General features: G+C 71.2%; 13 protein-coding genes. 5 read left to right on the top strand and 8 right to left on the bottom strand.

Annotated elements, in window-relative coordinates; all coding sequences use genetic code 11:
- The first annotated feature begins 198 nt into the window (after positions 1 to 198).
- Both WMF34_RS27720 and WMF34_RS27715 read left to right on the top strand, forming a co-directional pair.
- Entirely contained in the window at positions 199 to 1,026 is an 828-nt protein-coding gene (locus WMF34_RS27720) for an SDR family oxidoreductase (RefSeq protein WP_012238000.1), read from the top strand.
- 57 nt (positions 1,027 to 1,083) lie between these two features.
- Positions 1,084 to 2,298, top strand: coding sequence for a lanthionine synthetase C family protein (locus WMF34_RS27715; RefSeq protein WP_437989666.1), 1,215 nt, complete (start codon positions 1,084 to 1,086; stop codon positions 2,296 to 2,298).
- Between the two features lie 99 nt (positions 2,299 to 2,397).
- Here the strand turns inward: WMF34_RS27715 and WMF34_RS27710 are convergent, their stop codons facing one another.
- The 3 genes from WMF34_RS27710 to WMF34_RS27700 all read right to left on the bottom strand — a co-directional run bounded on the left by WMF34_RS27710 (position 2,398) and on the right by WMF34_RS27700 (position 8,466).
- A complete protein-coding gene (locus WMF34_RS27710) occupies positions 2,398 to 5,808 on the bottom strand; it encodes a hypothetical protein (RefSeq protein WP_437989665.1) in 3,411 nt (1,136 codons plus the stop codon).
- Positions 5,809 to 6,974: 1,166 nt separating this feature from the next.
- Positions 6,975 to 7,319: a hypothetical protein gene (locus tag WMF34_RS27705; RefSeq protein WP_437989664.1), complete on the bottom strand. Its 345-nt coding sequence runs from the start codon at positions 7,317 to 7,319 to the stop codon at positions 6,975 to 6,977.
- Positions 7,320 to 7,533: 214 nt separating this feature from the next.
- Positions 7,534 to 8,466: a hypothetical protein gene (locus tag WMF34_RS27700; protein ID WP_437989663.1), complete on the bottom strand. Its 933-nt coding sequence runs from the start codon at positions 8,464 to 8,466 to the stop codon at positions 7,534 to 7,536.
- A gap of 336 nt (positions 8,467 to 8,802) precedes the next feature.
- Here WMF34_RS27700 and WMF34_RS27695 point away from each other — a divergent pair, with 336 nt between their 5' ends.
- Positions 8,803 to 11,823 (top strand): PEP/pyruvate-binding domain-containing protein, encoded by a 3,021-nt coding sequence (locus WMF34_RS27695; RefSeq protein WP_437989662.1) that lies wholly within the window; start codon positions 8,803 to 8,805, stop codon positions 11,821 to 11,823.
- Positions 11,824 to 11,839: 16 nt separating this feature from the next.
- Here the strand turns inward: WMF34_RS27695 and WMF34_RS27690 are convergent, their stop codons facing one another.
- Positions 11,840 to 12,610 carry a hypothetical protein gene (locus WMF34_RS27690; RefSeq protein WP_437989661.1) on the bottom strand — a complete coding sequence of 257 codons (771 nt, stop codon included), beginning with the start codon at positions 12,608 to 12,610 and terminating at the stop codon, positions 11,840 to 11,842.
- Between the two features lie 449 nt (positions 12,611 to 13,059).
- Between WMF34_RS27690 and WMF34_RS27685 the strand changes: the two genes are divergently transcribed.
- Positions 13,060 to 14,100, top strand: a complete 1,041-nt coding sequence (locus WMF34_RS27685) for a Gfo/Idh/MocA family protein (protein WP_437989660.1) — start codon at positions 13,060 to 13,062, stop codon at positions 14,098 to 14,100.
- 19 nt (positions 14,101 to 14,119) lie between these two features.
- Here the strand turns inward: WMF34_RS27685 and WMF34_RS27680 are convergent, their stop codons facing one another.
- The 3 genes from WMF34_RS27680 to WMF34_RS27670 all read right to left on the bottom strand — a co-directional run bounded on the left by WMF34_RS27680 (position 14,120) and on the right by WMF34_RS27670 (position 20,103).
- Positions 14,120 to 17,662, bottom strand: a complete 3,543-nt coding sequence (locus tag WMF34_RS27680; RefSeq protein WP_437989659.1) for an AgmX/PglI C-terminal domain-containing protein — start codon at positions 17,660 to 17,662, stop codon at positions 14,120 to 14,122.
- Positions 17,663 to 17,772: 110 nt separating this feature from the next.
- The gene (locus tag WMF34_RS27675; RefSeq protein ID WP_012237990.1) at positions 17,773 to 19,368 is read right to left on the bottom strand and encodes a carboxypeptidase-like regulatory domain-containing protein; all 1,596 of its coding nucleotides are present in this window, start codon (positions 19,366 to 19,368) and stop codon (positions 17,773 to 17,775) included.
- A 231-nt stretch (positions 19,369 to 19,599) separates the two neighbouring features.
- Entirely contained in the window at positions 19,600 to 20,103 is a 504-nt protein-coding gene (locus WMF34_RS27670) for a hypothetical protein (RefSeq protein WP_437989658.1), read from the bottom strand.
- 1,230 nt (positions 20,104 to 21,333) lie between these two features.
- Between WMF34_RS27670 and WMF34_RS27665 the strand changes: the two genes are divergently transcribed.
- Positions 21,334 to 22,098 carry a Kelch repeat-containing protein gene (locus tag WMF34_RS27665; protein ID WP_437989657.1) on the top strand — a complete coding sequence of 255 codons (765 nt, stop codon included), beginning with the start codon at positions 21,334 to 21,336 and terminating at the stop codon, positions 22,096 to 22,098.
- A 113-nt stretch (positions 22,099 to 22,211) separates the two neighbouring features.
- Here the strand turns inward: WMF34_RS27665 and WMF34_RS27660 are convergent, their stop codons facing one another.
- A complete protein-coding gene (locus WMF34_RS27660; protein ID WP_437989656.1) occupies positions 22,212 to 24,302 on the bottom strand; it encodes an ATP-binding protein in 2,091 nt (696 codons plus the stop codon).
- Positions 24,303 to 24,433: the final 131 nt, after the last annotated feature.

Below are 24,433 nucleotides of genomic sequence, written 5' to 3'. Positions count from 1 at the left end.
GGGCGCGTCCACGTCAAGGGGGGCGCAGGTTCTTGTCGGAGTTTCGCGGGATAGGGACGTTGCGCCGTCACGAGGTGGGGGGCGCCTCCGCCTCCGCTTCCGTGTTCCGTGACGTCCTCGGTGACGTCTTCCGTGGCGTGCGCGCGCGCGGTGACCTTGCGCCTTGCGCCCACCGCAGGAACCTGAGAGAGGAGCACCATGAACGGGAAGGTCTGCATCGTCACCGGCGGCAACACGGGCATTGGCAAGGAGACGGCCCGCGGCCTCGCTCAGCGCGGCGCGAAGGTGGTGCTGGCGTGCCGCGACACGGGCAGAGGGGAGGCGGCGCGCGACGACATCGCCCGCTCCACCGGCCGCAAGGACGTGGAGGTCATCGCGCTGGATCTCGGGAGCAAGGCGAGCATCCGCGCCTTCGGCGAGCGATTCCGCGCGGCGCACGATCGCCTGGACGTCCTGGTGAACAACGCCGGGGTGTGGCGGAACTCGCGCGGCACGACCGAGGACGGGATCGAGGCGACGTTCGGGGTGAACCACGTGGGGACGTGGCTGCTCACGCAGGACCTCCTCCCGCTCCTGAAGAAGAGCGCGCCGTCGCGGGTCGTCGTCCTGTCCTCGAAGCTGCATTACCGCGGCCGGATGGACTGGGAGGACCTTCAGTTCGAGCGGCGGAAGTACGGCACGACCGCGGCGTACGCCCAGTCGAAGCTCGCGAACGTGCTCTTCACCAAGGCGCTGGCCCGACGGCTCGAGGGCACCGGCGTCACGGTCAACGCCGTCCATCCGGGCGTGGTCAGGACGGAGCTGATGCGCGATTATCCAAAGCTCCTTGTGAAGCTCTTCACCCTGTTCCTGCTCACGCCCGAGCGAGGGGCCGAGTGCTCGCTGCACGTGGCCACGGCGCCGGAGCTGGCCGGGGTGACGGGCGAGTACTTCGAGAAGAGCCGTATCAAGCCGGCGGCGGCGGAGGCGCTCGACGAGGCCGCGCAGGAGCGGCTCTGGGCCCTGACCGAGGCGCTGGCGGCGTAGCGCCGCGCGGCGGCCCGCGGTCGAGCGCGACGCCCGCAGAGCAGGCAAAGGCACCGTATGCTGCACGAACCCGAGCGCCACGAGGCATTGACGTCCGTCGCATGGGACGAGGACGTCGCCCGCGACGCCATCGAGGGCATCGTTCGCGACACCGAGGGGCGCTTCTCGGATGACGCGTACTGGCCGCTGCACCCGAAGGACGCCGAGCCCGGCGACGACCCGAGCCAGTCGGCGCTGCCGCTCTACCACGGCGCTGCAGGCGTCATCTGGGCGCTGCGCTACCTGCATGAGGCGGGGGCGGCGCCGGGCGCGAGGCGCACCACGGAGCAGTTCGACGCGCTCTTGCTTCGCAACCGCGCATGGCTGGCCTCGATGCCGGGTGACGAGAGCGCCGCGTTCATGATGGGGGACACGCCCATCCTCCTGATGGCGCAGGGCGAGCGGCCCACCGACGAGCGAGCCGACCGGCTCGCGGCGCTCATCGAGGGCAACCTCGATCACCCGGCGCGCGAGCTGATGTGGGGGGCGCCCGGCACCATGCTGGCCGCGTCGTTCCTGCACGAGCGCTTCGGCGACGCGCGCTGGGCCGAGCTCTTCCGCCGCACCGCCGCGCGCCTCTGGTCGCAGCTCCAGTGGTCCGACGAGCACGGCTGCCATTACTGGTCGCAGGACCTCTATGGCCGCCGGAGCACCTATCTCGACGCCGTCCATGGGTTCGTCGCGACCGCGCGCGCGCTCCTCCACGGCCGGCGCCTGCTGGACGCGGGCGACTGGGCAGCCTGGGAGCAGGTCATCGCCACCACGATCGGGCGGACAGCCACACGAGAAGGCAGAATGGCCAGCTGGCCGGCGCAGCTGGCTTTACAAGGCGAAGCCCCGTACCCCCGGCTCATGCAGTTCTGCCATGGCGCGCCCGGCTTCGTCATCTGCCTTGCCGAACTCCCCGGCCCCACGCTCGACGAGCTCCTCTGGGCCGCCGGCGAGGCGACGTGGGCGGCCGGCCCGCTTTGCAAAGGCTCGAACCTTTGCCATGGCACGGGCGGAAACGGCTACGCCTTCCTCAAGCTCCACGCGCGCACGGGCGACGCGCTCTGGCTTCATCGCGCGCGCGCCTTCGCGATGCACGGCATCCTTCAGACGAAGGAGGACGCGCGCCGGTACGGACAGCTGCGCTACTCGCTCTGGACGGGCGATCTGGGGTTCGCGATCTACCTCTGGGACTGCATCCGCGCCGAACCGGCTTTCCCGACGCTCGACCACAGGGTCCTATAGCTTCGTCGCCAGCGACGCGAGCTGCGAGGAGCCGACGGGCTGCTACGCGGGCGAATCCCTGGATGAAGAGAGGCTTGTGTAGGCCCGGCGCGAGGGAAGTCAGAGCCCGACGACGGCGATGGGGAAGCTCACCTTCGGGCTGCCATTGCCGAGGCGACCCACGCCCACCGCGCCCCAGGCCGCGACCGAGCCCGTCCGGCGGAGCACGACGGTGTGGCTCGCCCCCACGCTGTTGCGCCTCCCCGCGCTGATCATCACCGCGTCCGCGACGTTCGCGACGGGCACCGGCGTCAGCGCGGTGGCCATCGAGCCGTCTCCGAGCTCTCCGCTTGTACCGAGACCCCAGCAGAACGCTCCCCCGGGGGCCGTGATCGCGCAGGTATGCGAGGTGCCCGCGCTCACCTGCAGGGCGTCACCGAGCCCCGAGACCGGGATGGGAATGGTGGCGCTCGTCGTCGCGCCGTTCCCGAGCCGTCCATCAAGACCGGAGCCCCAGCAGCTCACGGCGCCCGTGCTGTGGACCGCGCACGTGTGAAGCCTCCCCGCAGCAAGCCCGATGGCGTCGCTCAGGCCCGTCACCGCGACCGGCCGCAGAGAGTTCGCCGTCGAGGCATTTCCAAGCCGCCCGCTCCCCCCTCCGCCCCAGCACGAGACGGCGCCTGATGCGCGCAAGGCGCACGTGTGCTCGCCACCGGCGGCGACGGCGACAGCGTCGGCGATGTCGAGCACGGTGACGGGCGCCGTCTGGTCGGTTGTGCTCCCGTTCCCGAGCCGTCCCAGGGCCGCGTCGCCCCAGCAGCTCACCTGCCCGTTCTGGCGCACGGCGCACGTGTGGGCATCACCTGCGCTGATCGCGACGGCGTCCGTCAGGCCCGACACGGCGACGGGTGTGTTGCGGTCGTCTTGCGAGCCGTTGCCGAGTCGACCGTAGGCTCCTTCGCCCCAGCACCGGACCTGCCCGCTCTGAAGCAGCGCGCACGTGTGGGCTGTGCCTGCGGTGATATGAGCGGCGTCGGTGAGGTTGAGCACAGGGGTGGGGGTCGTCCGGTCCGCCCCGGAACCGTTGCCGAGTCGACCGAACTCTCCCTCGCCCCAGCACTCGACCTGGCCGTTCCGGCGCAGCGCGCACGTATGGGCGTAACCCGCGGCGATCTCCACCGCGTCCCCGAGGTTCACCACGGGGGCCGGCAACAGCGCGGTAGCGGCCGATCCATTCCCGATCTGCCCGCTGTCTGCCGCCCCCCAGCAGCGGATCTCACCGGTGCTTCGCATGGCGCACGTGTGAGACATGCCCGCCGCCACGGCGCGCGCGTCGCTCAGATCCAGCACATCAACGCCGGCTTCGCTCGAAGAAAATGCCCCGTACCCGAGCTGGCCATCGACGCCATACCCCCAGCACCGGACGGTGCCGTTCCGGCGCAGCGCGCACGTGTGGCCGAAGGTCGTGTCCAGGTTGCCGTAATTCGTAAAGTTGCTCGCCTCGATCGCGACCGCATCCGAGAGGTTCGGCACCTCGACGGGCGTGTACACGCTGCTCGTGGAGCCGTTGCCGAGCTGGCCATGGTTCCCTCTACCCCAGCAGACGGCGCCGCCGGTCGCCCGCAAGGCGCAGCTGTGCCCCCAGCCGGCCGATATCGAGATCGCGTCGTTCAAGCCGAACACGGTCACGGGCGCCGACTGGTCCCCTCTGATGCCATTGCCGAGCTGGCCATTGGTCCCTCCACCCCAGCACACGACGGCGCCAGTCGCGCGCAGCGCGCAGGTATGTCCGCCGCCCGCGTTGACGTCGACGGCGTCGGTGAGGTTCGAGACCGTGACCGGCGTCGTCGCATCGGCCGTCGAGCCATTGCCGAGCCGACCCCACTGGCCCTCTCCCCAGCACACGACGGCGCCGGTCGCGCGCAGCGCGCAGGTATGGCTCTCGCCCGCGTCGAGGGCCACGGCGTCGCTGAGACCGGACACGGGGGTGGGCGTCGTCCTACCCGCAGTGGACCCGTTCCCGAGCCGACCGTTGGCGCCCGACCCCCAGCAGACGACGGCGCCGGTCGCGCGCAGCGCGCACGCATGGAAACGGCCCACCCCGACGGCCACGGCGTCATTCAGGTTCGAGACCGGCGTCGCCCTGCCCGTCGTCATCGTGGTGCCATCGCCGAGCTCGCCGTTCTCGTTATTGCCCCAGCAATCGACCTTCCCGCCTACGACAGCGCACGTGTTGCGCTGGTTCGCGCTGATCGGGTCCTTCTCGCACGCCCCGCCCTCGACCCAGCGCCCGTCGATGCACGTCGTCGACCGGATCCCGCCCGGACACGTCGCGAGCACCACCTCATCGTCGACGCACTCGTCGCGATGGATGCATGCGCCGGTGTCCACCCACGCGCCCTGCGTGCAGGTCTGCGGCTGATCGTCGCGTCCATCGGGCCCGCACGGAACGTTCTGCGTCGTGCCGTTCGTGCAGACGTCGGGGTCGGTGCAGGCGCCGTCGTCCTGCCACTGGCCGCTCGCGCAACGCTGCGGCTTCGTGCCCGCGCCGTTCAGCCCACAGGCGATCCGCTGCGTCGCAGCGTTCGTGCAGACGTCGGGGTCGGCGCAGGAGCCGTCGTCCTGCCACTGGCCGCTCGCGCAACGCTGCGGCTTCGTGCCCGCGCCGTTCAGCCCACAGGCAATCCGCTGCGTCGCACCGTTCGTGCAGACGCTGGAGTCGGCGCAGGCGCCGCTGTCCTGCCATCGCCCTGAAGCGCAGACTTGGGGCTTCGTGCCGGCCCCGTTCAGGCCACAGGCCGCCTGCCGCGTCGTTCCGTTCGTGCAGAGGTCGGGGTCGAAGCAGGTGCCCGATTGCCAGGTGCCCGCTGTACACGGCGAGATCAAAGTTCCTGCGCCGTTATGGCCGCAGGGGTCGGCCCGCTCGGTTCCGTCGATGCACTCGTCCGGATCGTCGCACCCGCCCTCGTCGACCCAGACGCTGCCGGCGCAGACCTGTGCCTGCTCCCCATTGCCATTGAAGCCGCACGGCACGCTCTGCAACGCACCCTCCGTGCAATCCGGGCCTCCGCCGCTGCCGCCGGTCCCGCCTGCGCCGCCGCCGGTCCCGCCTGCGCCGCCGGTTCCACCTACGGCGTCGCCGGTTCCGCCCTCGCCGCCGGTTCCGCCCTCGCCGCCGGTCCCGCCCTCGCCGCCGGTCCCGCCTGCGCCGCCGGTTCCGCCTGCGCCGCCGGTTCCGCCTGCGCCGCCGGTCCCGCCTGCGCCGCCGGTCCCGCCTGCGCCGCCGGTTCCGCCTGCACCGCCGGTTCCGCCTGCGCCGCCGCCGGTTCCGCCTGCGCCGCCGGTCCCGCCTGCGCCGCCGGTCCCGCCTGCGCCGCCTGGTCCGCTCGTGCTGGTCGCGCTGCTGCCACCGGGTCCGCCAGGCTCGCCTGTGCCCGGCTCGTCGCCGCACGCCACGGTCACGAGCGCAACGAGCGCGATGCTCACCCACGCGATGAGCGTGCGCCCCTCACCTCCACCCGACAGAGCCATGACTTCCCCTGAGCGACAGCGCCTCCGCATAACCATTGCCAATCCTCCGCCCGCAGTAATAGGTAGGCTACCTAGCGCGAGAACTTCCGTCGGTGTCAAGCCACACCTCGATGCACGCCGGCTGGCGACGGAGGGGCGCTCGTCTCACAAGACCGCGGAAACGCAGCGTCGAAATGGGCAAGAGGGCCATCTCCTCCGGACGCGCATCAGCACAATTCCGACAGGCGCCGCCACGCGCGGGGCTATGCCCCCCGGAGGCGGGGCTGTGGCATCCGCGGCGCCTCACAACCGGCACCCGACGCTCCCGCACGTCGCGCACGAAGTCCTCGAGGCCACACGCTGCCCCCTTGGATTCGAGGCGCTCGAAAGGGACATCGTACGTGCCGATCTGTCGTCCAGGTCCTGTGCAATCGCACAAGCAGAACGTGGGGCCGTTGCGGCGCCCGCTCACGTAGATGCGCCGCGGATCGCTGGGCGCGCTGTCCAGGGTCACGCCGAGGAACGTGCTCGGGAAGTCGACCCCGGCCTGAGTCCAGGTCCGCCCGTCGTCGTTCGATTCCCAGACCTGCGTCAAGATCGCGTCGCTGGCCATCACGCTGGAGCCGAGCAGGAGGACGCTCGCGGGATCCGCGCGATCGATCGACAGAACGACATGGACCCTACCGAAGCTAGGGCGGCTTCACTTCGATGGCGAGCAGTTCGCGCAAGTTCCGGAGGCCGTGCGAAAGCGAGGGAAGCCGACGCGCAGCAAAGGACACCCATGGGGCCGCGCAGGAGGACCCCGGCGCCGCGCAGGAGGCCCCGGCGCCGCGCAGGAGGACCCCGGGCCTGCGCAGGAGGGCCGGCGGTTGTGCGCAGGCGCAAGGCCGCGGCGCGCAGCACGGGCTCGGGGGCGCTCGCGGGGGTCGGGACGGCAGGGAGGAAGCGCGAGGCCAGCGTCGCGCACCCGCTGCGGCCGGCGGGCGGCGCTGCATCTGGCGGAAGCGAGCCGTCCGCGTCAGCGCAGCGCCTCGTCGGCAGTCGCGGCCACGAGCGCCTGCGCGCCCGGCGCAGGCGAACCAAGTATTGTACCTTGGGGGGTTCGCGGTATTGCTGGCGGTGTCGGGCCGTTCGAACACCGTGTACTTGCCCGGACGTGGAGCCGGCGCAGGAGCCAATCCTCGCGCCTATTGCAATCGAGAGCGACGAACAGGATCTCCCAGCGTGATGGAGACGAACTTGCGCAGCCGAATGCGCTCGTTGGATCGGTGATGCACAACCAGGCAGCGCTCCCCGAACGCGTACGACACGGGATCGCCGTTCCCAGCGATCCGCGTGTTCGGCAGCCACGGCCAGTCGTCCTCAATCCGCGGCGCCGGCTGGCCGCTCTCCTCGTCGTCGTTGCTGGCCGCCTCCCCGGGATGGACCTCGAGGAGCCCCTCCACGCGCTGGAGATCGCCCTCGCGCACCTGCAGCTGCGTGCCGCCGGCGGCGCCGCTCAGCATCGGGTTGTAGCTCGCCGCCTCGAACACGTAACTCTCTCTCTCCGGATCCGTGGCCAGGACTCCTGGCGGGCGGAGCTAGAGCGACAAACGTGTTGAAACTGCCTGAAAAGCGCAGAATTTCGAACCGCCAAGACGCCATAAGACGCCAAGATTTCTGTGTTTTTTTTTTTTTTTTTTTTTTTTTTGGCGTCTTATGGCGTCTTGGCGGTTCATTTCTCGCTTGATCAACGTGATCGATGTTCTAGGGGCAGCTCGGCCGCCACGCGTCGTCGGCGAAGTACCGGGCGATGAGATCGTGGAGCGGGCGATCGTAGTCGCGCAGCTCGGCCCGCGTGTCGATCTCGTTGTGGATCCCGTTCGTGGGGATCGCCTCGGTGTTGACGTCGAACCAGGACTGGACCCCCTCGGCCCAGTATTCGTCCCTGTTCGTCGCCGCGTAGGTGTTCTCCCATTTGCCGGCCTGGAGCGCGGCATCGAAGGCGTCCTCGAGCTCCCTGTTGAACGTCGGCTCGACGAAGGCGATGCCCATGATCGCGATGGCGTGCGAGAACTCGTGCACAAGGATGTCCTCGCCGAGGTACGGATCGCTCGGATAACACAGGACGTTCTCCTCGGCGCAGGAGCTCGCGGGCCGGGCGGGGGTCGCGCCGAGGCCGCGGGCCCGCGTGTCCCAGTCCGTCCCCGGGAACGCCTCGTACAGGTCGCTGTGCTCGGGGATGTCGGTTGTCACCTCCGTCTCCGCCATCACGGCGACGCGCGTGTGGTTCTCGATCATCGCCTGACGCACGTCGTCGCGGTGGCCGAGCATGCGGACGACCACCGAGCAGGCGCGCAGCAGCGCCGCGTCAGGCACCTTCTCGGAGCTGATGACGGGAATCCCCGCGGCGTCGACGTACTTCTCGTAGAAGGGGTCGAACCCCAGCTCGGGCGGCACCTCCGAGACGCTCCCGCACCCGCCCTCGGGCTCTCCTCCTCCTCCGCCGCCGCCGCCGCCGCCGCCGGCCCCGGCGCCCGTCGCGGCGCTGGAGGTCGCGCCCTCGGCCGCGCTCGAGCTGGCCTCCGCGGCGCCGCCGGAGCCGCCGCTGCCGGCTGGACCCGCGCCGCCGCCTGCGCCGCCCTCGTCGGCCGGCGACTCGGAACAGGCGGCCAGGGCGCAGGTGAGGAGAGCGATCAAAGCAACCCGTACATGCACGCTTTCACGCATGCGCGCGAGGCTACAAGAGCTGAAGCCAGCATCCAAGTCGCGCGCCCGCCGAATGGGCAGTTGATGGTGTCAGCCGGCGCGGCCCCCTGGCGGTGACGGCGCGGGAGCTGGCACAGCCCGGCGCACGGCGAGCCACGCCGTGCGGCCGAAGGACTGGGTTCCACGAGCTTTCTGCGCCGCGCCAGGCGCCGGTGCGCGCGGCACGCCGCGTGCTGGCGGAGCGGGCATGACGGTGCAGGAACGACGGGAGCACGCATGATGGAGCGCTCACCCAGCGATCACGTTCACCCTTGGTCCCAGCCGCGCGTGGGTGCGGCCCTCCTGTCGCTCGCCCTTGGCGTCGGCTGCTCGGGCGAGACCCGGCTCCCGACGGAGGAGCACCCACCGAAGCCGGAGGTGTGCGACTTCGAGCTTCCCGTGGCCGCCGCGCCCGCGCTGAGCGGCGATCTTCGCATCAACGAGGTGATGACCGGCAACGACGGCGCCTGGGTCGACGAGGTCGGCGAGACGGACGATTTCATCGAGCTGGTGAACATCGGCCAGCGCGCGCTCGATCTCGGGGAGTACGCGCTGAGCGACAAGTCCGGCAAGGCGACACGGCTGCCGAAGCTGACGCTCGGGCCGGGGCGAACGGCGCTGTTCTGGGCCGACGACACACCGGAGCAGGGCCCGCTGCACCTGCCGTTCAAGCTCTCGAATTCTGGCGCGCGCGTGGCGCTGTGGTCAGCGTCGTGCGAGCTCGCCGACCTGGTGAATGTGCCGGAGCTGCCGCGGTCCGAGAGCTACGCGCGCTTGCCCGACGGCACGGGCGAGCCGTCGATCTGCCGTTATGCCACGCCCGAGCGAGAGAACGGCGAGACCTGCGGTCCGCCGGATCCGCCGAACCTCGACGACAGCATCCGCTTCGCGCCTTTCCAGTGGCCCGAGCCGTTCCCGGCCATCGCCGGGCCGCTGGTCATCTCCGAGCTCTCGCTGCGGCCCGCGGGGTTCGTCGAGGTGCTGAACGCGAGCGGCGCGCCCGTCGCGCTCGACGGCTTCGCGCTGCGCCTCGCCGCGCTCTCCCCGGGGCAGGCGCCGCCCGGCGCCGACGCGGGCGTGCTGCTCGCGTGGCCCGATGCGTCCGTCACGCTCGCGCCCGGCGAGCGGGTGAGCGTCCCGGTGGGCGCGAGCGACACGGCCGAGCTCGAGGCGTCGCCCGATTTCGAGGGCGTGGCGACGCTGTGGCGCGAGGACAGCCCGGAGCCGAGCGATCGCATCGACTTCATGGCCTGGCCCGAGGGCGCGTCGCTGGCCCGCGTGCCCGACGCCACCGGGGCGCCGCGCTTCTGCGGAGCGGCGAGCCCCGGCGCGGCGAACGAGGGCTGCGCCCAGCTCCCGGGGCGTGAGCTCGCGAGCGGGCGCGCGCACCGGCTGGAGACGGCCGCGGACTTCGCCGAGCTGGCCGAGGGCGGCACCGCGGTCGGTGAGCTCGGCGTCAAGTTCGTCGTCGACATGGCCGCGAACGACACGGTGCACCTCCTGAGCACGCGAAAGTGGGCGCTCCATTACACGTTTGTCCGCGAGCAGATCCGGAAGGAGCCCCACCTCGATCGCTGCGATCCCGCGCAGGCCGCGGAGTTCAACGTCGGCTGGGGGTTGTTCAGCCAGACCGAGTACTTCCGGGCCGAGGGCCGTCGCTACCTCCTCGGCACGCTGGTCGAGCACACCAACGGAGCCAAGACCGTCGAGTTCTCGCCCGGCGACCAGATCGTCGGCGAGCAGATGCGGCGCGCGTTCTTCGCGGCGATGAAGGCGGTGCCCGACCCGGAGGCGTGGGCGATACGGCCCACCGAAGGGCGCCAGATCCTCGAGCTGCGGAAGATCGAGGGGACGGCGCCCATCGTGGGGCCGAACGCGCCGTACAAGGGGCTCACGTACCAGTCGCTCAACCCGGCCGAGGGCTTTGGCACGCTGACGTTCGTCCCGGCGCGCGATCTCGAGACGGCCGAGCTCGGGCCGAACGTGATCGTGGTGACCGACGACGTGCCGAACGAGACAGCGTTCATGGGCGGCCTCATCACCGAGGCCTTCCAGACGCCGCTCGCGCACGTGAACGTGCTGGCGCGCGGCCGGGGCACGCCGAACATGGCCCTGCGCGGCGCGCGCGACGACGCGCGCCTGAAGGCCCTGTTCGGCAAGCTGGTGCGGCTCGAGGTGCGCGCGTCGGACTTCGACATCCGCGAGGCCACCGCGCAGGAGGCGGACGCTTACTGGGAGAAGCGCAAGCCGACCGGCGCGCGGCTCTCGCCGGCGCTCGATCGCTCCGTGCGCGGGATCGTGCCGCTCGACGCCGCGGGCTACGCCATGGGCGACAGCATCGGCTCCAAGGCGGCAGGCATGGCCGAGCTGTACCGGGTGAGCGGCGTGGGGCAGTATTGCCCGCTCGACCTGCTGCCGCTGTACGTGCCGCCCGCCGCGTTCGCGATCCCGTTCTCGCACTACATGGATCATTTCGAGGCGAGCGGCGCGGCGGAGCTCCTGGCCGAGCTCGAGCAGGATCCCGAGTTTCGCGCCGATCCGCACGCGCACGCCGAGGGCCTGGCCGAGGTGCGGGCGCGGATGCTGGCGCACCCGGTGGACCCCGCGATCTTGAGCGAGGTCACGGGCGCGATCGAGCAGCGCTTCGGCGGCGACCGCGTGCGCCTGCGCAGCAGCAGCAACACCGAGGATCTCGCGACCTTCAACGGCGCGGGGCTGCACACGTCGACGAGCGGCGACCTGGACGCCGAGTCGAGCTCGATCGAGGACGCGCTGCGCACCGTCTGGGCGAGCCTGTGGAACACGCGCGCTTACGATGAACGCGAGTTCGGCCACGTCGAGCAGGCGCGCGCCGCCATGGCCGTGCTTGTGCACCAGGCCTGGCAATCGGAGCGCGCGCAGGGCGTGGCGATCAGCCGCAACGCGCTCGACGCCACCCGCGACAGCCAGTACTACATCAACGCGCAGATCGGGGAGGCCTCGGTCACCAACCCCGCGCCCGGCGTGACCAGCGACGAGATCGTGTACACGCCGCCGCCTCGCACGATCAAGGCGGAGTACCACACGCGATCGAGCCTGTCGCGCGGGCGCGACGTGCTGTCGTTCCCGGAGGTCCAGCGGCTCGGGTGCGTGCTCGAGTCCGTCCACGCTCATTACCGGCCGCTGGTGGACCCGAAGGGGGAGAACCGGCTGTACGCGATGCAGATCGAATGGAAGCTGATCGGCCCGGAGCGCCGGCTGCTGGTCAAGCAGGCGCGGCCCTACAGCTTCGGCACGCTGGAGGCGCCTGGCGACTGCCGCGAATACTAGGCCCGACGCCTCCCTCTCATTCGAGGAAGACCGTGATAGGATTCAAGTTCATGGTGGCCAGGCGGTTCGCCGGATCCGTGAAGCAGGAAGGGTGGTAGATGCCGTTCTTGGGGGCGATGGGGTCGCAATAGGTATCACACGAGCCAAGGAGCTGGATCGCCCCGCACGGTTGGATGGAGCCAGTCGTCTCATCGATGTGCCCGGCGGCGCAGTCGCGAAGCGCCGCGCGTGAGCTCGCATCGTTCTCTGGAACATGGCAGGCATAGAGCGCCGGCGAGCTCCCGTAGATGTTGCCCCAGAACGCGCCCTCCTCCCTCCTGAACGTGGACAGCTCCGGCGAGTTTTGTTTGTTGATCGCCTTGGTAGGTCCACGCGAAGAGAGCACGACGGGGACCCCGTAGTAGTTGGTGCGCGCCGCGAGGCACGCCGAGACCCAGCGCTGGTCGTCACCATCCAGCGGGACCCACGCCCAGCTCCTCGCGAGCCCGAGCACGCCTGTGTAGATCTCGTCGTGATAGACGCCAGACGCGTCGATCCAGCCGAAACGGAATGATTGCGAGCTTTCGAGGGCACATTCGACGGCGTACCTCAGGTGATCGCGCGAGAGGGCGCCGTTCGGCCCGGGGTCGAGGATCGCGGTCAGCGCCTGCGAGCCAAGGGCGATGAGGCTCAAGGCGCCGACGGCCAGCGCGTTGGGGTTCAGCGCGTTGGGATTGAGCGCGTTGGGGTTCAGCGCGTTGGGATTGAGCGCATTGCCGGCCTCCAGCGCGCTCTGCGCTTCGCCCAAGGGCTCTTCCAGCCACTCTCCGTCCTCGCCGCATCCGGTTCCGGCCAGAACGATGAGCGGTATCAGACCTACCATGGTATTTCGAGCCATATCAGTCCCCCCCCACTGAAAGGCTGCAATTCTGGTAATAATGGCAGAGTTTACTGAGGGTGTCGAGCGCGCGGGGCGAAGTCGTGGCGTGACGTCCGATGGACAGACGTCTGGAGCGTGACGGGGGACTTCGATGGCGTGCTCTGTCTCGTCTGTCTCGTCTGCCCCGTCTGTTTCGTCTGCCTCGTCTGCCTCGTCTGCCTCGTCTGCTTCGCCTGTTTCGCCCCTGGTCGATCTCGGGTACGTCATTGGCGGCGAGGAGATCGCGGGGCGCTCGGCGCCTCGGCGGTTCCGCCGGTGCTTGCCGAGCGTTTACAGGAGCGCCGTCGACCGTTAGTTTCGCGAGCAGCGAGGTGCCCATGTCCACATCTGCCCAAGGTCCGACGTCCGACGAATCCCTCACCCCCGTGCGCTGGGGCGTCCTCGGGGCGAGCAACTTCGCGTTGACGGTCAGCCTGCCCGGCATGAAGCGGGGGCCGCTGACCCAGCTCGCCGCGCTGGCGTCGCGCGACATCGGCAAGGCGCGCGACGCCGCGCGGTCGCTCGGGATCCCGAAGGCGTACGGCAGCTACGACGAGCTGCTCGACGATCCGGAGATCGATGCCGTCTACAACCCGCTGCCCAACCACCTGCACGTGACGTGGACGGCGCGCGCCGCCCGCGCCGGCAAGCACGTCCTGTGCGAGAAGCCGATCGCCCTCAGCGCGAAGGACGCCGAGGCGCTTGTCGACGTCCAGCGCGAGACGGGCAAGCTGATCGCCGAAGCGTTCATGATCCGCAACCACCCGCAGTGGCAGCAGGCCAGGGACTGGGTGCGAGGCGGCCAGATCGGCGATCTGGTCAGCGTCCAGGCGGCGTTCTCGTACTTCAACCGCGACGCCACCAACATCCGCAACAAGAAGGAAGTCGGGGGCGGCGCGCTCTACGACATCGGCTGCTACGCGGTGAACACGTCGCGCTTCCTGTTCGGACGCGAGCCCGTGCGGGCGATCGCGCTCGTCGAGCGCGATCCCGAGTTCGGCACCGATCGCGTGACCTCGGGCCTCGTCGACTACGGCGGCGCGCACCTGACGTTCACGTGCAGCACGCAGGCGGTGGCCTACCAGCGCGTGAACGCGCTCGGTACCAGGGGCCGCCTCGAGATCGAGATCCCCTTCAACGCCCCCGCCGACCAGCCGTGCAAGGTCTTCCTCGATGACGGCTCGACGCTGAACTGCAGCTCGGCCAGGGTCACCTCGTTCCCCGCCGTCGACCAGTACCACCTGCAGAGCGAGGCGTTCTCGCGCGCCATCCGCACGGGCAGCCCGGTCGAGAATTCGATCGAGGTCGCGGTGGACAACATGCGGGTCATCGACGCGCTCTTCCGTTCCGTCGAGAGCGGGCGCTGGGAGAGGCTCTAGCGGAGGCTCTAGCGGCGCGTCAGCGCGTGACGGCGCCGAGCTCCACGAAGGCGCCGTCGGTCATGACCACGAAGGGGCGCTCGTCGAAGGTCAGACCGCCCTTGCCGTCGTGGTCGACGATCTGCAGCTTGCCCATGCCGTAACCCATCGGGCCGCGCGCGTAGTAGTGCGCCTGCAGGGTGTACCGGCTCGCTCGCTGCTCCCGGGGCGCGCGGATGGTGAAGCACTCGGGCCCGTAGCCGGTGGTCACGTCGGCGTAGAGGCGCCCGCCGCCTGGCAGCGTCGGGTCGCCGTAATAGGCGTGGCCGCCGCGGTCGTCGCGGATGTGGAAGTCGACGTCGTTGGCGTCGGTCTCCCAGTTCAGCACGAAGCGGAGCGAAGGCGCGCCCTCGAGCGCGGCGCCGGCCTTCGCGAGCCGGGCCAGGATGGCCGCCCGGCGCGCGGGCTCCGCCTTGAGCCACGCCGCGGCGACCAGGCCGAGATCCTCGCGCAGGATGCCCTCCACACCGGCGAAGCGCCCCGGCGGGTAGCGCCGCGCGACGCCCGCCGCGAGCGCGTCGAAGGCGGCGGCGTGCTCGCCCCGCTTGAGGCGGGCGAACGCGAGCAAGCGGTGGCTCGCGGGGTGGTCGGGGCGCTGCTCGCGCGCCTTCTCGTACGTGTCGACCGCCAGCTCGAGGCCGGCGCCACCCGCGAGCCGCTCGAGGCGCGCGCCGGCGAAGCGGCGGAGGTCCGCGCGCGCCGGGAACAGATCGATCAGCGAGCCGTACGCGCGGGCGGCGCCCGGCGTGTCGCCGGCCGCCTCGAGCGCCTCGCCGAGCGCGACGAGCGCGAGCACGTCGCCGGGGGTCTCCGCGTGCCAGGCCCGCGCGTCGCGCACGGCGGCCGGCGCGTCGCCCCGGGCGAGGGTGTCATGGATCTGCTTGAAGCGGCCGGTGTACGGCTCCGATCGCGGGGGCGCGGCGTCGTCGGGCGCGGCGTCGTCGGGCGCGGCCAGCGCGGGCGCGCCGCTCGGGGGCGGCGAGAACAGGAGCGGGTACACCACGTCGACGCTGCCGCCCTCGGGCGCGGGGAAGGTGAGGTCGCGGAAGGCGCGGACCACGCAGGAGACCGAGGCGCTGTCGGGCAGATCGGAGCCGCCGTCGCGCGCGTTGACGAGCGCGCCGCGCGGGTCGATGGTGAAGCGCACGATGACGCGGCCTTGCAGGCCCGCGTCGCGCTGGAGCCCGCGCTCGTAGCAGAGGCGGAAGCGGCCGAAGCTCTGGCGGACGATGCGCTGGATCACCTCCGGCGGGAGGCGGCCGCTCACCTGGGTGGCGCCCATGCGGACCTGCGGCGCCCCGGTCCGGTGGCTGCCAGCGAGGCGGCCGTGCCCGCTGCCGAAGCCCTGGCCGGTGCCCGTGGCCGACACGGCGCTCGGCGCGGGCGCCGCGGCTCCGGCCGCGGCCCCGCTGCCGTGGCCAAGGGTGCCGATCTCGCCGAGGCCGATGCCCTCGCCGCGGCCGCCGCCGCCCTCGCCGACGCCCGATAACCCGAGCCCGCCGGCGACCCCGCTGGCGCCCGACGGCGCGAGCACGTCCGCGCCGAAGGAGTATCGGCCGTCCGCGCCCGCAGAGGGCGCCGGAGGCGCGGGGGGAGGGCGCAGGGCGGCGCTCTCGCCGGGGGAGACGTCGGCGGCCTGCTCGGAGAACATCTCGGCGCGCTTGCCAGGCGAACCGCCGGCGACCGGGCTCTGGGCCGGCGCGGGGGCCGGCGGCTTCCCGGCCTGCGGCCGCGAGCGCCTCTGCACGGCGACGCGGCCGCCCTCCACGGTCAGGATGTCGGAGAGCCCTCGCCGGGCGATGTCGAAGCGCGTGTAGTCGTGCTCGGTCTCCAGCACGAGCAGCGCGGTGTACGGGCTCAGCACCCGGTGCGCGATCGAGAGATCGATGACCTGCTTGCGGATCGCGTCCTTGTCGCCCCCGGCGCCCTCTCGGGCGAGGAGGCCGTCGATCTTCGCCCGGGCCCAGGAGCGCTCGAGCAGCGGGCGCTCCACGCCGCGGAGGTCGGGCGTCGTGGTGCGGCCATCGACCGTGAGCCGGACGGGCAGCTCGGCCGGTACCTCGGCGTAGACGAGCGCCTCGTCGCCGGGCTGCACGCCGTTCAGGGCGCGGGGCCAGACCCAGCGCGCGCCCTCGATGTTCACCGCGATCCCCGAGCGCGTGGCCGAGCCGAGGCGCCGCTCGATCTCGGCGGCGCCGCGCGCGCCGTCGACCACGGCGCCGTCGCGGGGCAGGCCCGCCGCGACGAGCTGCCGCAGCGCGACCTCGTCGCGGAGGCCGCCGAGCGCGACCGCGTCGAGCCGCTCGACCCCCGCGCCCCGCAGCGCCGCCGCGGCGCCGCGCAGCGCGCCCGGCGCGACCTCGCCCGCCGTGGCGATGCCGTCGGAGAGCAGCACGACGCGCCGCTGGCCGCGGGCGCGCGCGCGTTCGCCGGCCCAGCGGAGCGCGCGCCCGAGATCCGAGGCGCCGAGCGCCTGCCGCTCGCGGATGCGCGCGAGCTCCACCTCGCCGAACGCCGCGGCCGCGCCGTCGAAGACGGGGGTGACGGCCTGGTCGTAGCAGGCGACGGTGAGCGGCGCGCCCGGGCCGCCTGCCTGGGCGACCGCCCGCGCGAGGGCCGCGAGCACGCCGAGCTGCTCCTCGAGCCCGAGCGCGCGTGAGGCGCTCGTGTCCACGAGGATCACCGCGGAGGCGAGCGGATCGGGCCGCGCGTCCACCGGAGCGCTCACGCGGGCGAGCACGAGCTCGCCGCTGCGCAGGCCGCCGCGCGCCTCGATCGACGTGAGCCGCGCGGGATCCACCACGAAATCGGCCTCGGGCGCGGCGTCGTTCCGGCGCAGCGCGTGGATGGGCGCCGCGGCGCCGGCGACGGTGGCCTCGATGTCGAGGCGGCTCACCGTGGGCAGGCCGCGCAACGGGACGGCGAAGGGCGCGTCCGGGCGGAGCTCCTGGGAGTACGACAGGACGATGTGCTTCACGCCGCGCGCCGGGATGGGGAAGACCCGCGCGCTCACCTCGTTGCCCGCCGCCTGCTCGAGCAGCGCGGGGTCTTGCTTGCGGTGGAGGAAATCCTCGTACGCCTCGCGCGCGCGCTGGCGCTCGACGACCTCGCCCTCCTGCCACCGGTCGTCGATCTTCATGGCGAGGCGCCCGACGCTCGCGCCGGGCGGCAGCGTCACGCTGAAGGTGCCCTCGAGCACGCGATCCTCCGGGTTCTCGAAGGTGAGGTGCAGCTCGGCGAGCGCGAGCGGCGCCTCGATCACCGCGCGGCCGGTGAGCGCGACGAGGCGCAGCCCGGTGCCGTCCGCGGCGGTGAGCCGGAACGGTGCCGACTCGGCGCGGCGCGCCGCGACGGCGACGGCCGGCGCGGCGGGCAGGGGGCGCGGCGCGGCCGGCGCGGGCCCGCGCGAGAGCGAGGCGGGGGTCTCAGGCGGCGAGGGGCTGTCGGCGCAGCTGAAGAGGGCAGGGACAAGGACGGCGATCGCGGCGAGCGCAGCGCGGCTGCGGAGGAGGGCTGTGGGCACGGGGGATCTCCGGTCGTGGCGCGGCGGGCCGCGCCTGAGCGCAGGCCCGCGAGCGGTGGGGCAGGGCGATCGACAGCCCGGGCGGGCCGGAGGTTCCCGCCTCGCGCCGCTCAGTCGCCGGTGAAGTGCGCCGGAGCCACCGAGTCCTCCTCTGGCTGGGGCTGCCCGGCCACGTCCAGATCCGCCTGCGCGACGCCGCCGTCACGAACGACGGCCGAGGTGCCCTCGACCGCCGAGGAGACCATGACCATGTAAGCGCCATCCGGCAGCCCTGTCGCCCGATAGGTCCCGTCGTTGCCCGTCGTGACGTGGCGCATGTCGAGCCCGGGCTCGCCCTGGTTGCACGCGACCACGACCTGGACACCCCGGAGCGGCTTCCCGCCGCTGGTGATGCGCCCGCGGATCTCGCCCGCGCTGTCCGCGGGAAGAGAGATGTCCCGCTCGACGACCTGCCCCTCACTCACGTTGGCGTACACCACGGTACGCTGCGACTTCGCCACCAGCTCGAGGCGCATGACGGCCGCCGGGAGCTTCTCGAAGCGATAGCGCCCCTCGGCGTCGGTCACCGCGTTCACGAAGCCGATGCTCCGGTGAGACGCCATGATCTGCGCGCCGGCGACAGGCTTGCCGTCGCTCCCCCGCACGACGCCGGCGACGCTGCCTCCCCTGGACATCCTGAGCTTTATCGGGTCGAGCGCGTCACATTGCGCGACCTGGACCTGGGCCGTCGTCGCGGCATAGCCGCCGTCATACGCGCGGACCAGGATCTCGCCCGGAGGGACACGCTCTAGCCGAAAGCGCCCTTCGAGATCGCTCTGGGCCTGGCTCGCGGCATCCATGGACCCCTGGCTCGCCGAGCCCGTGATGAAGCGCGTCTCCGCATCGAGGAAGATGCCGGCGAGCGGCGCGCCGTTCTCGTCATGAACCGTCCCCGTCAGCGTGCACCCGCGCGAGAGCGTCAGCTCGACGTTCTGGGTCTTGTCGGGCCCGACATGGACGGGCGCCGAGAAGACAGGAGCGTAATCGGCCGCCGTGACCCTGAGGAAGACCGGCCAGCCGGGGACCTGCTCCACACGGAAGGCCCCGTCCGCCGCGTCGAAGCGCTTCGACCAGAGGGGCGCGGGCGCTGCCGTGCTGTCGGGGGACAGCGCGACGATGTCCACGGTGAACTGCGTTATCGGCTCCTTGCGCTCGTTGTAAACATGCCCCTCGACGATCCCGCTCCTCGGGAGCAGCAGCGCGACATCGTCCCCGCTGTGCGCGACGACGAGCATGGGGCCGTATCCCTCCTTGTTGCTGACGAGGTTGTAGGTTCCGTTCGGGGCGCGGATCTCGAAGCGCCCGTGCTCATCGCTCTCGGCCGACGCCGCCGTCGTGGGGAAATTGCCGGCGACGTCGAACGTCGTCGCGGCGATCGTGACGCCGGCGACCGGGGCGCCGCTCAGGTCGTAAACGGTCCCGGAGATCGGCGGCACCTCCGGGGCAGCTTGGTCCGGGGGCGCGGCGGGGCGATCCCATCGCGCACGGTTGACGTAGCCCGACTTTTGCTGATGCATGGATGAGCGGGGGGCGGGCTCGGGCAGCGCGGCGCGCGGCGCGTCGTGCTTCGAGCGGAGGTACAGGACAGCGGCGAGCGCGAGCGCCGCCAGCGCGCACCAGAGCGGCCATCGGCGGGGAGTAGCGTGATGCAGGACAGGCGGTTGCATGAGAACGTCTCCATCCGATCAGGGTGAGGGGGCTGCGGCGCTCGCTGCGATGTCACGACGACGAGGAGCAGGGCCCTAGGGGGCGACTCCCGCTCGCCCTCGGGCAAGGCAGCGGCTGACATGGGCGATGATCGCTGGGCGCAAGCGAGCAGATCTCCCGGCCGCGAGGCGCGGTCCGGGAGATCTGCGCACCCGACGTCCGCATGGCGGCGCGTCGGGCGGCGCTCGGTCTTAGTTGATCGTGATGCCTTGGATGAAGCCGAAGGAGAACGGATCCCGGAACGTCCCGCCGAAGCTCGGCGTGCCGAGTGCCGTCTCGCCCAGGACGATGGAGGCGCTGATGGTGGTAAAGCCTGCACCTTGGGGCCCGAACGCCATGCCGAACTGATTGAATCCACTGCAGTTGGTATTGAAGCCAGAGCCGGCATACATCGTGGTATTGATGTCCGCGTCCGGGCAGTTGGGGTTGGTGGTCGTCTTTACCTCGCGGACCGTGCAGGAGCGGGACTGTGCCGCGTTGTTGGGGTTGGTCCAGGTCATGCTGATGAGGCATGTCCCGTTCGGGGCCAGGAGGTTGTCACTCAGGCCGTTGGCATTGATGACGGCGTTGAAGGTCGCCGTGCCGGCCGACGCCCCTTCGATCTGGATGGCGCGCGTGGGACCCCGGTCAACTGCCATGGCGCTTCCCGAGATTGACATGGTGGCGAGCGCGGCGAGGATAACGAGCTTCTTCATCAGAACAACTCCTTGTGTTTCGTGCCCTGTGGAACGTACGCCTTGAGATGAACGCGCGGCGATAACCCCCACGGAGAGCGACGGATACGCCTGCTCTCGTGGAGCCCTGCGCTGACCGAAGACCGCTGCGCCGGTGATGTCTGGCGAGGAGCTCGCGCGAAGGTCACCCTAGGCCTCGCCCTTTGCCATCGACTTCACGGCGCGTGGCGTCAGCGGAGAGAGCACGCCACGACGGCCCACTCCGAAGTACGCCCCTATGGAACCGGATATCCTGTCGGCTTGGACAGGAACTCCTCGAATCGGACGGGGCTGACGATACCCCTCATTTCCCACCGAGCAAGTCCTGGAGAAAGAATGAATACATTAAACAGGCGAAAAACGCGTGGACGGCGCGCCACAGCTCGGGCGATCACCGTGGTTGCACCCAAACTAAACAATCTTGGAACATCCCAAAGCGCGCCACGGGTCGTCCAGTCGAGAATGCGCCTGTTTGTCAGGAGCATTGTCAGGCATGTCCAGCGTGTTTCATTGAGCGACGCTGAGCGCACAAAGGCCCCGTCCAGCGTGGCCGGTTTCAGGTGCGTTTGTGTCCTTCTTTGTGCGCCGTGCCAGGGTCCCCGCGGTGCGAGGGCGCCCTCGGGCCTCGTAGACGTCGCGCCGGTGCTTGCCTGACGAGGGACGCATCACAAGGAGAGGAGGGGATCTGTCCGATACGGACCGGACGGCTCACGAGGAATGCGCTCGATCCGCGGGGGGGCGGGCAAGCGCGCTCGCAGGGAGCTTTGAGGCGGGGCGATGGCGAAAGCCGTCCAGCGGCAGCGGCCGAAGCACCGCGGTGCGGCCGCGCCCTGCTCCGCGTGATCCGGCCTCCGTGCATCTTGAAAAGCTCAGTTGGCGATTGGGACGTCAGAACTCGGGGAACCTCTCATGGGCCGTCCGCATGCGTACCTGGGGCGGTCATGTCGTATCCATCGGTCGATGACGCGACCAGGCCGAAAGCATGATGGGGGCCCGTGGGCCAGAGCGCCCCGCTCCTCGGCAGTCTGCGTGCGGCGCACACGTTCCGGGCCTGCCCTCGCCCGAAAGCGCGGCCGTATGGCTGTATTGGGGTGGGGACATAACGAATGAGCCGTCGACTTGCGGTCGTCGTGCCATGTTAGATTCGGCGGCGTCTGGCTCGCCAGGATGGCCGCGCACCCGTCGCTTTGGCGTCTGCGGCGGCCGGCGCGCATGCGCTGCGGGGAGAGGAGACGCCAGGAAGTACAGAATCTGGAGCACCTGGAGAGCATCGCGCTCGTGGCGCACGGCGGCTTCATCTACCGTATCGGCGGCCTCCGCGTGGACAGCGCCATCGACGAGCCGGAGGTCCTCACCTCGGTGGCGACGGTCGAGCGCTACGATCCGCGCGAAGGGACATGGCAGGCCATGCCGGACTTGCCCGAGGGGCGCTCCGGGCACGGGGCCGTGGTGGTGGGGGACCGGCTGTACGTGGTCGGGGGCTGGACGCTCGGGGGCCCCGGCGAGCTGCTGACCCGGGGAGTCGTGCTCGATCTCTCCACGCCCGACGCGGCGTGGGTCCCCCTGCCCGAGGCGCCGTTCGCGCTCCGCTCGCTGGGCGTCGCGAGGCGCGGTGACTCGATCTATGCGCTCGGCGGCGTCGGCGAGGGGATGGCGTTCTCGGGCGAGGTCTACCGATTCGACACGAAGACCGAGGCATGGTCGCTGGGCCCGGCGCTCCCCTCGGAGATCCCGATTGCGGGCTTCGGCGCGACGGCGTGCAACGACGAACAGGACCTCTACGTCAACATCGCCGACGGCCTCTTCCGGCTCAACGCGGCGGGCGACGGCTGGGAGCCCGCGGGAGCCCTGGAGTTCACGCGGTATTTCAGCCCCCTGATCTGTCCTGGCGGCGGCGAGGTGATCGTCCTCGGCGGGCGATCCGCGGCGGACAACGAGCTGACCTCATCCGTCGAGTCCGTCGACGTGGCGCGGTAACGGCCGCGCGCCGAGCGCAGGAGCGTCGGCTCATAAAATGGATCTGGCTCCAGTTTGCTGGAGTCGTGCAACCCGTCGGGCATGCGGTGAGGAGCGGGTTGGCCTCCCTGGCTTCAGCGCGTGACGGGGATCGTGCAGGAGAACGTCGTCCCCGCGCCGAGCTCGCTGTCGACCGAGATCTGCCCCCCGTGCGCCTCGACGATGCCCTTGACGATGTACAGCCCGAGCCCCGCGCCCGCGCAGCGCGCCGCCCGCCCTTGCCAGTAGCGATCGAACAGGCGCGGGATGTCTTCCGGCCGGATCCCCGTGCCCGTGTCGCTGACGGACAGGCGGACATGGGGCCCCTGGCGCTCCGCGCCGATCGTGATCTCCCGTCCTTCGGCGGTGAACTTCAGGGCGTTGCCCACGAGGTTCGACAGCACCTGGAGCATGCGGCCGCGGTCGCAGCTGAGCTCCAGGCCGCTCCCCGGAAGGAGGGTGTGGAGCTGGATCCGCTTCTGCTCGGCGAGCGGCGCGAGCATCTCGGTGACCTCGCGCACGAGCGAGCCCACCTCGCACGGCTGGATGTCCAGCTTCAGGCCCTTCGCCTCGATGATCGCGGCGTCGAGCAGCTCGCCGAGCATCTCGACGGCGCGCTCCGCGGCGCGCTTGATCTGCCGCGCCCGATTGCGGATCGCCTGCCCCCCCGCGTCTGCCGGGGCCGATCGCTCGAGCAGGGACGCGGCCAGGATGATCGACGACAGCGGGTTCCGGAGGTCGTGCGCCGCGATGGCCAGCGCCTCCTCGCGGAGCCGACGCGCCCGCTGCTCGGCCTCGTAGAGGCGCGCGCGCTCCAGGGCCTGCGCAGACTGCAGGGCGAGCGTCGTCATGAAGCGCCGGTCGTCCTCGCTGATCCGGCAGGCGTCGCGGTACGTGACCCCGAGCACCCCGATGGTCACGCCGCCTAGCCTCATGGGGACGCAGATCAGGGTCTTGGCCCAGTCGCCCGCCGGCGCGTCGGGATAGGCAGCCTGATACGCCGCGAGCGACTCGAAGATCAGCAGCTGGCCCGTGCGGATGCAGTCGACGACAGCCATGCGCGCGGACATCGGAATGCGGCGCAGGCGCGCGACCACGTCCTCGGGGTAGCCGGGCGCGCGGAGGACCTCGATCACGTCGTCCTCCGCGAGGAGCGCGACGTACCCCGCGTCGGCGTAGAGCGCGGCGAGTCCGAGCGAGAGGACCACCTCGGCCACTTGCGCGGGCGTCACCGCGCGCGAGAGCTCGGACGTGAACGTCTGGAGGCGAGCGACGCGCGCCTCCGCCAGCTCGACCCGGATGCGCGCGACGCGCTCGCAGGCGAGCGCCCGCTCCCGCGCCTCCTCGGCCCGCTTGCGGCGCTCGATCTCCTTCACGACCTCGACGACGTACAGCGGCGCCCCCGCGCGATCGCGGGCGAGCGAGCGCGTGACAGCGACCCAGAGCAACGACCCGTCCCGCCGCACACAGCGCTCTTCGGTGGTGGAAGAGGGGATCTCCCCATCGCCCAGCGCATGGACGTGCCGGAGCGCCCGCTCCGCGTGGTCCGGGTGCCGGAGATCCTGGGCGCGGAGCGCCAGCAGCTCCTCGACGGTGTATCCGAGCAGCTCACAGAGCTTCGGGTTCACGCGGAGCAAGCGGTCGTCGAGGGAGACGTGGGCCATCCCCACCGCCGCCTGATCGAAGGCCGCGCGGAACCGCTCGTCGCTCTCGGCGCGCGCGACGTTCGCCGCGCGCGCCTCGAGCAGAGCGCGGACGGCCGTCACCAGGAGCCGGCTCTCGGCCGGCCATGCGCGCGAGCCGGCACGACAGCAATCGTACGCGGAACCGTACGCGGAACCATACGCGGAACCGTACGCGGAACCATACGCGGAGCCGCACGTCGAACCGAGCGTCGAGCTCGACGCCGATGGCTGGCCGAATGCCGCGTTCGGCCGGATGGCGTGCAGCACCGGGGTGGCCACCGCGCCCAGCGCCGCCTGGAGGTGCTGGCAGAGCTCGCACCGCTCGCCGTCCGGCAGATCGGCGCCGATGAGCACCAGGTCCGGCGGTCGATGGGCTCTTCGCAGGCTCTCCGCGATCGTCGCCGCGAGCTCGACCCGAAGCCCAGCGGCCTCGAGCGTGCTGCGGATCTCCTCTCGTTGGGCCTCGTCATGATCGACGATCAGGACGGTAGGTGCCTGCATGCGGTCCGCGCTCTTCCTTGGGAAAATGGAGACTCGAAATAGCTCACTTCCTCGCGGCTCGCTTCTCGAGGAGGCGTGTCGAGGGTACGAACTGTGCAAGATCCCGGAGCATCATCGCGGACGATGGCGGA

This window comes from Sorangium sp. So ce145 (genome assembly GCF_051525985.1).
In the GTDB taxonomy this organism is placed as follows: Bacteria; Myxococcota_A; Polyangia; order Polyangiales; family Polyangiaceae; genus Sorangium; species Sorangium cellulosum_B.
Note: the sequence above shows the minus strand (reverse complement) of the source record. Positions and strands in the feature narration are given on the sequence as shown.

What these genes read in the sequence shown, in the direction of transcription:
- WMF34_RS27660 (WP_437989656.1), bottom strand. Translation starts at nt 24,302, where the DNA reads ATGCAGGCACCTACCGTCCTGATCGTCGATCATGACGAGGCCCAACGA.
- WMF34_RS27670 (WP_437989658.1), bottom strand. Translation starts at nt 20,103, where the DNA reads ATGAAGAAGCTCGTTATCCTCGCCGCGCTCGCCACCATGTCAATCTCG.
- WMF34_RS27720 (WP_012238000.1), top strand. Translation starts at nt 199, where the DNA reads ATGAACGGGAAGGTCTGCATCGTCACCGGCGGCAACACGGGCATTGGC.
- WMF34_RS27715 (WP_437989666.1), top strand. Translation starts at nt 1,084, where the DNA reads ATGCTGCACGAACCCGAGCGCCACGAGGCATTGACGTCCGTCGCATGG.
- WMF34_RS27710 (WP_437989665.1), bottom strand. Translation starts at nt 5,808, where the DNA reads ATGGCTCTGTCGGGTGGAGGTGAGGGGCGCACGCTCATCGCGTGGGTG.
- WMF34_RS27665 (WP_437989657.1), top strand. Translation starts at nt 21,334, where the DNA reads ATGCGCTGCGGGGAGAGGAGACGCCAGGAAGTACAGAATCTGGAGCAC.
- WMF34_RS27685 (WP_437989660.1), top strand. Translation starts at nt 13,060, where the DNA reads ATGTCCACATCTGCCCAAGGTCCGACGTCCGACGAATCCCTCACCCCC.
- WMF34_RS27675 (WP_012237990.1), bottom strand. Translation starts at nt 19,368, where the DNA reads ATGCAACCGCCTGTCCTGCATCACGCTACTCCCCGCCGATGGCCGCTC.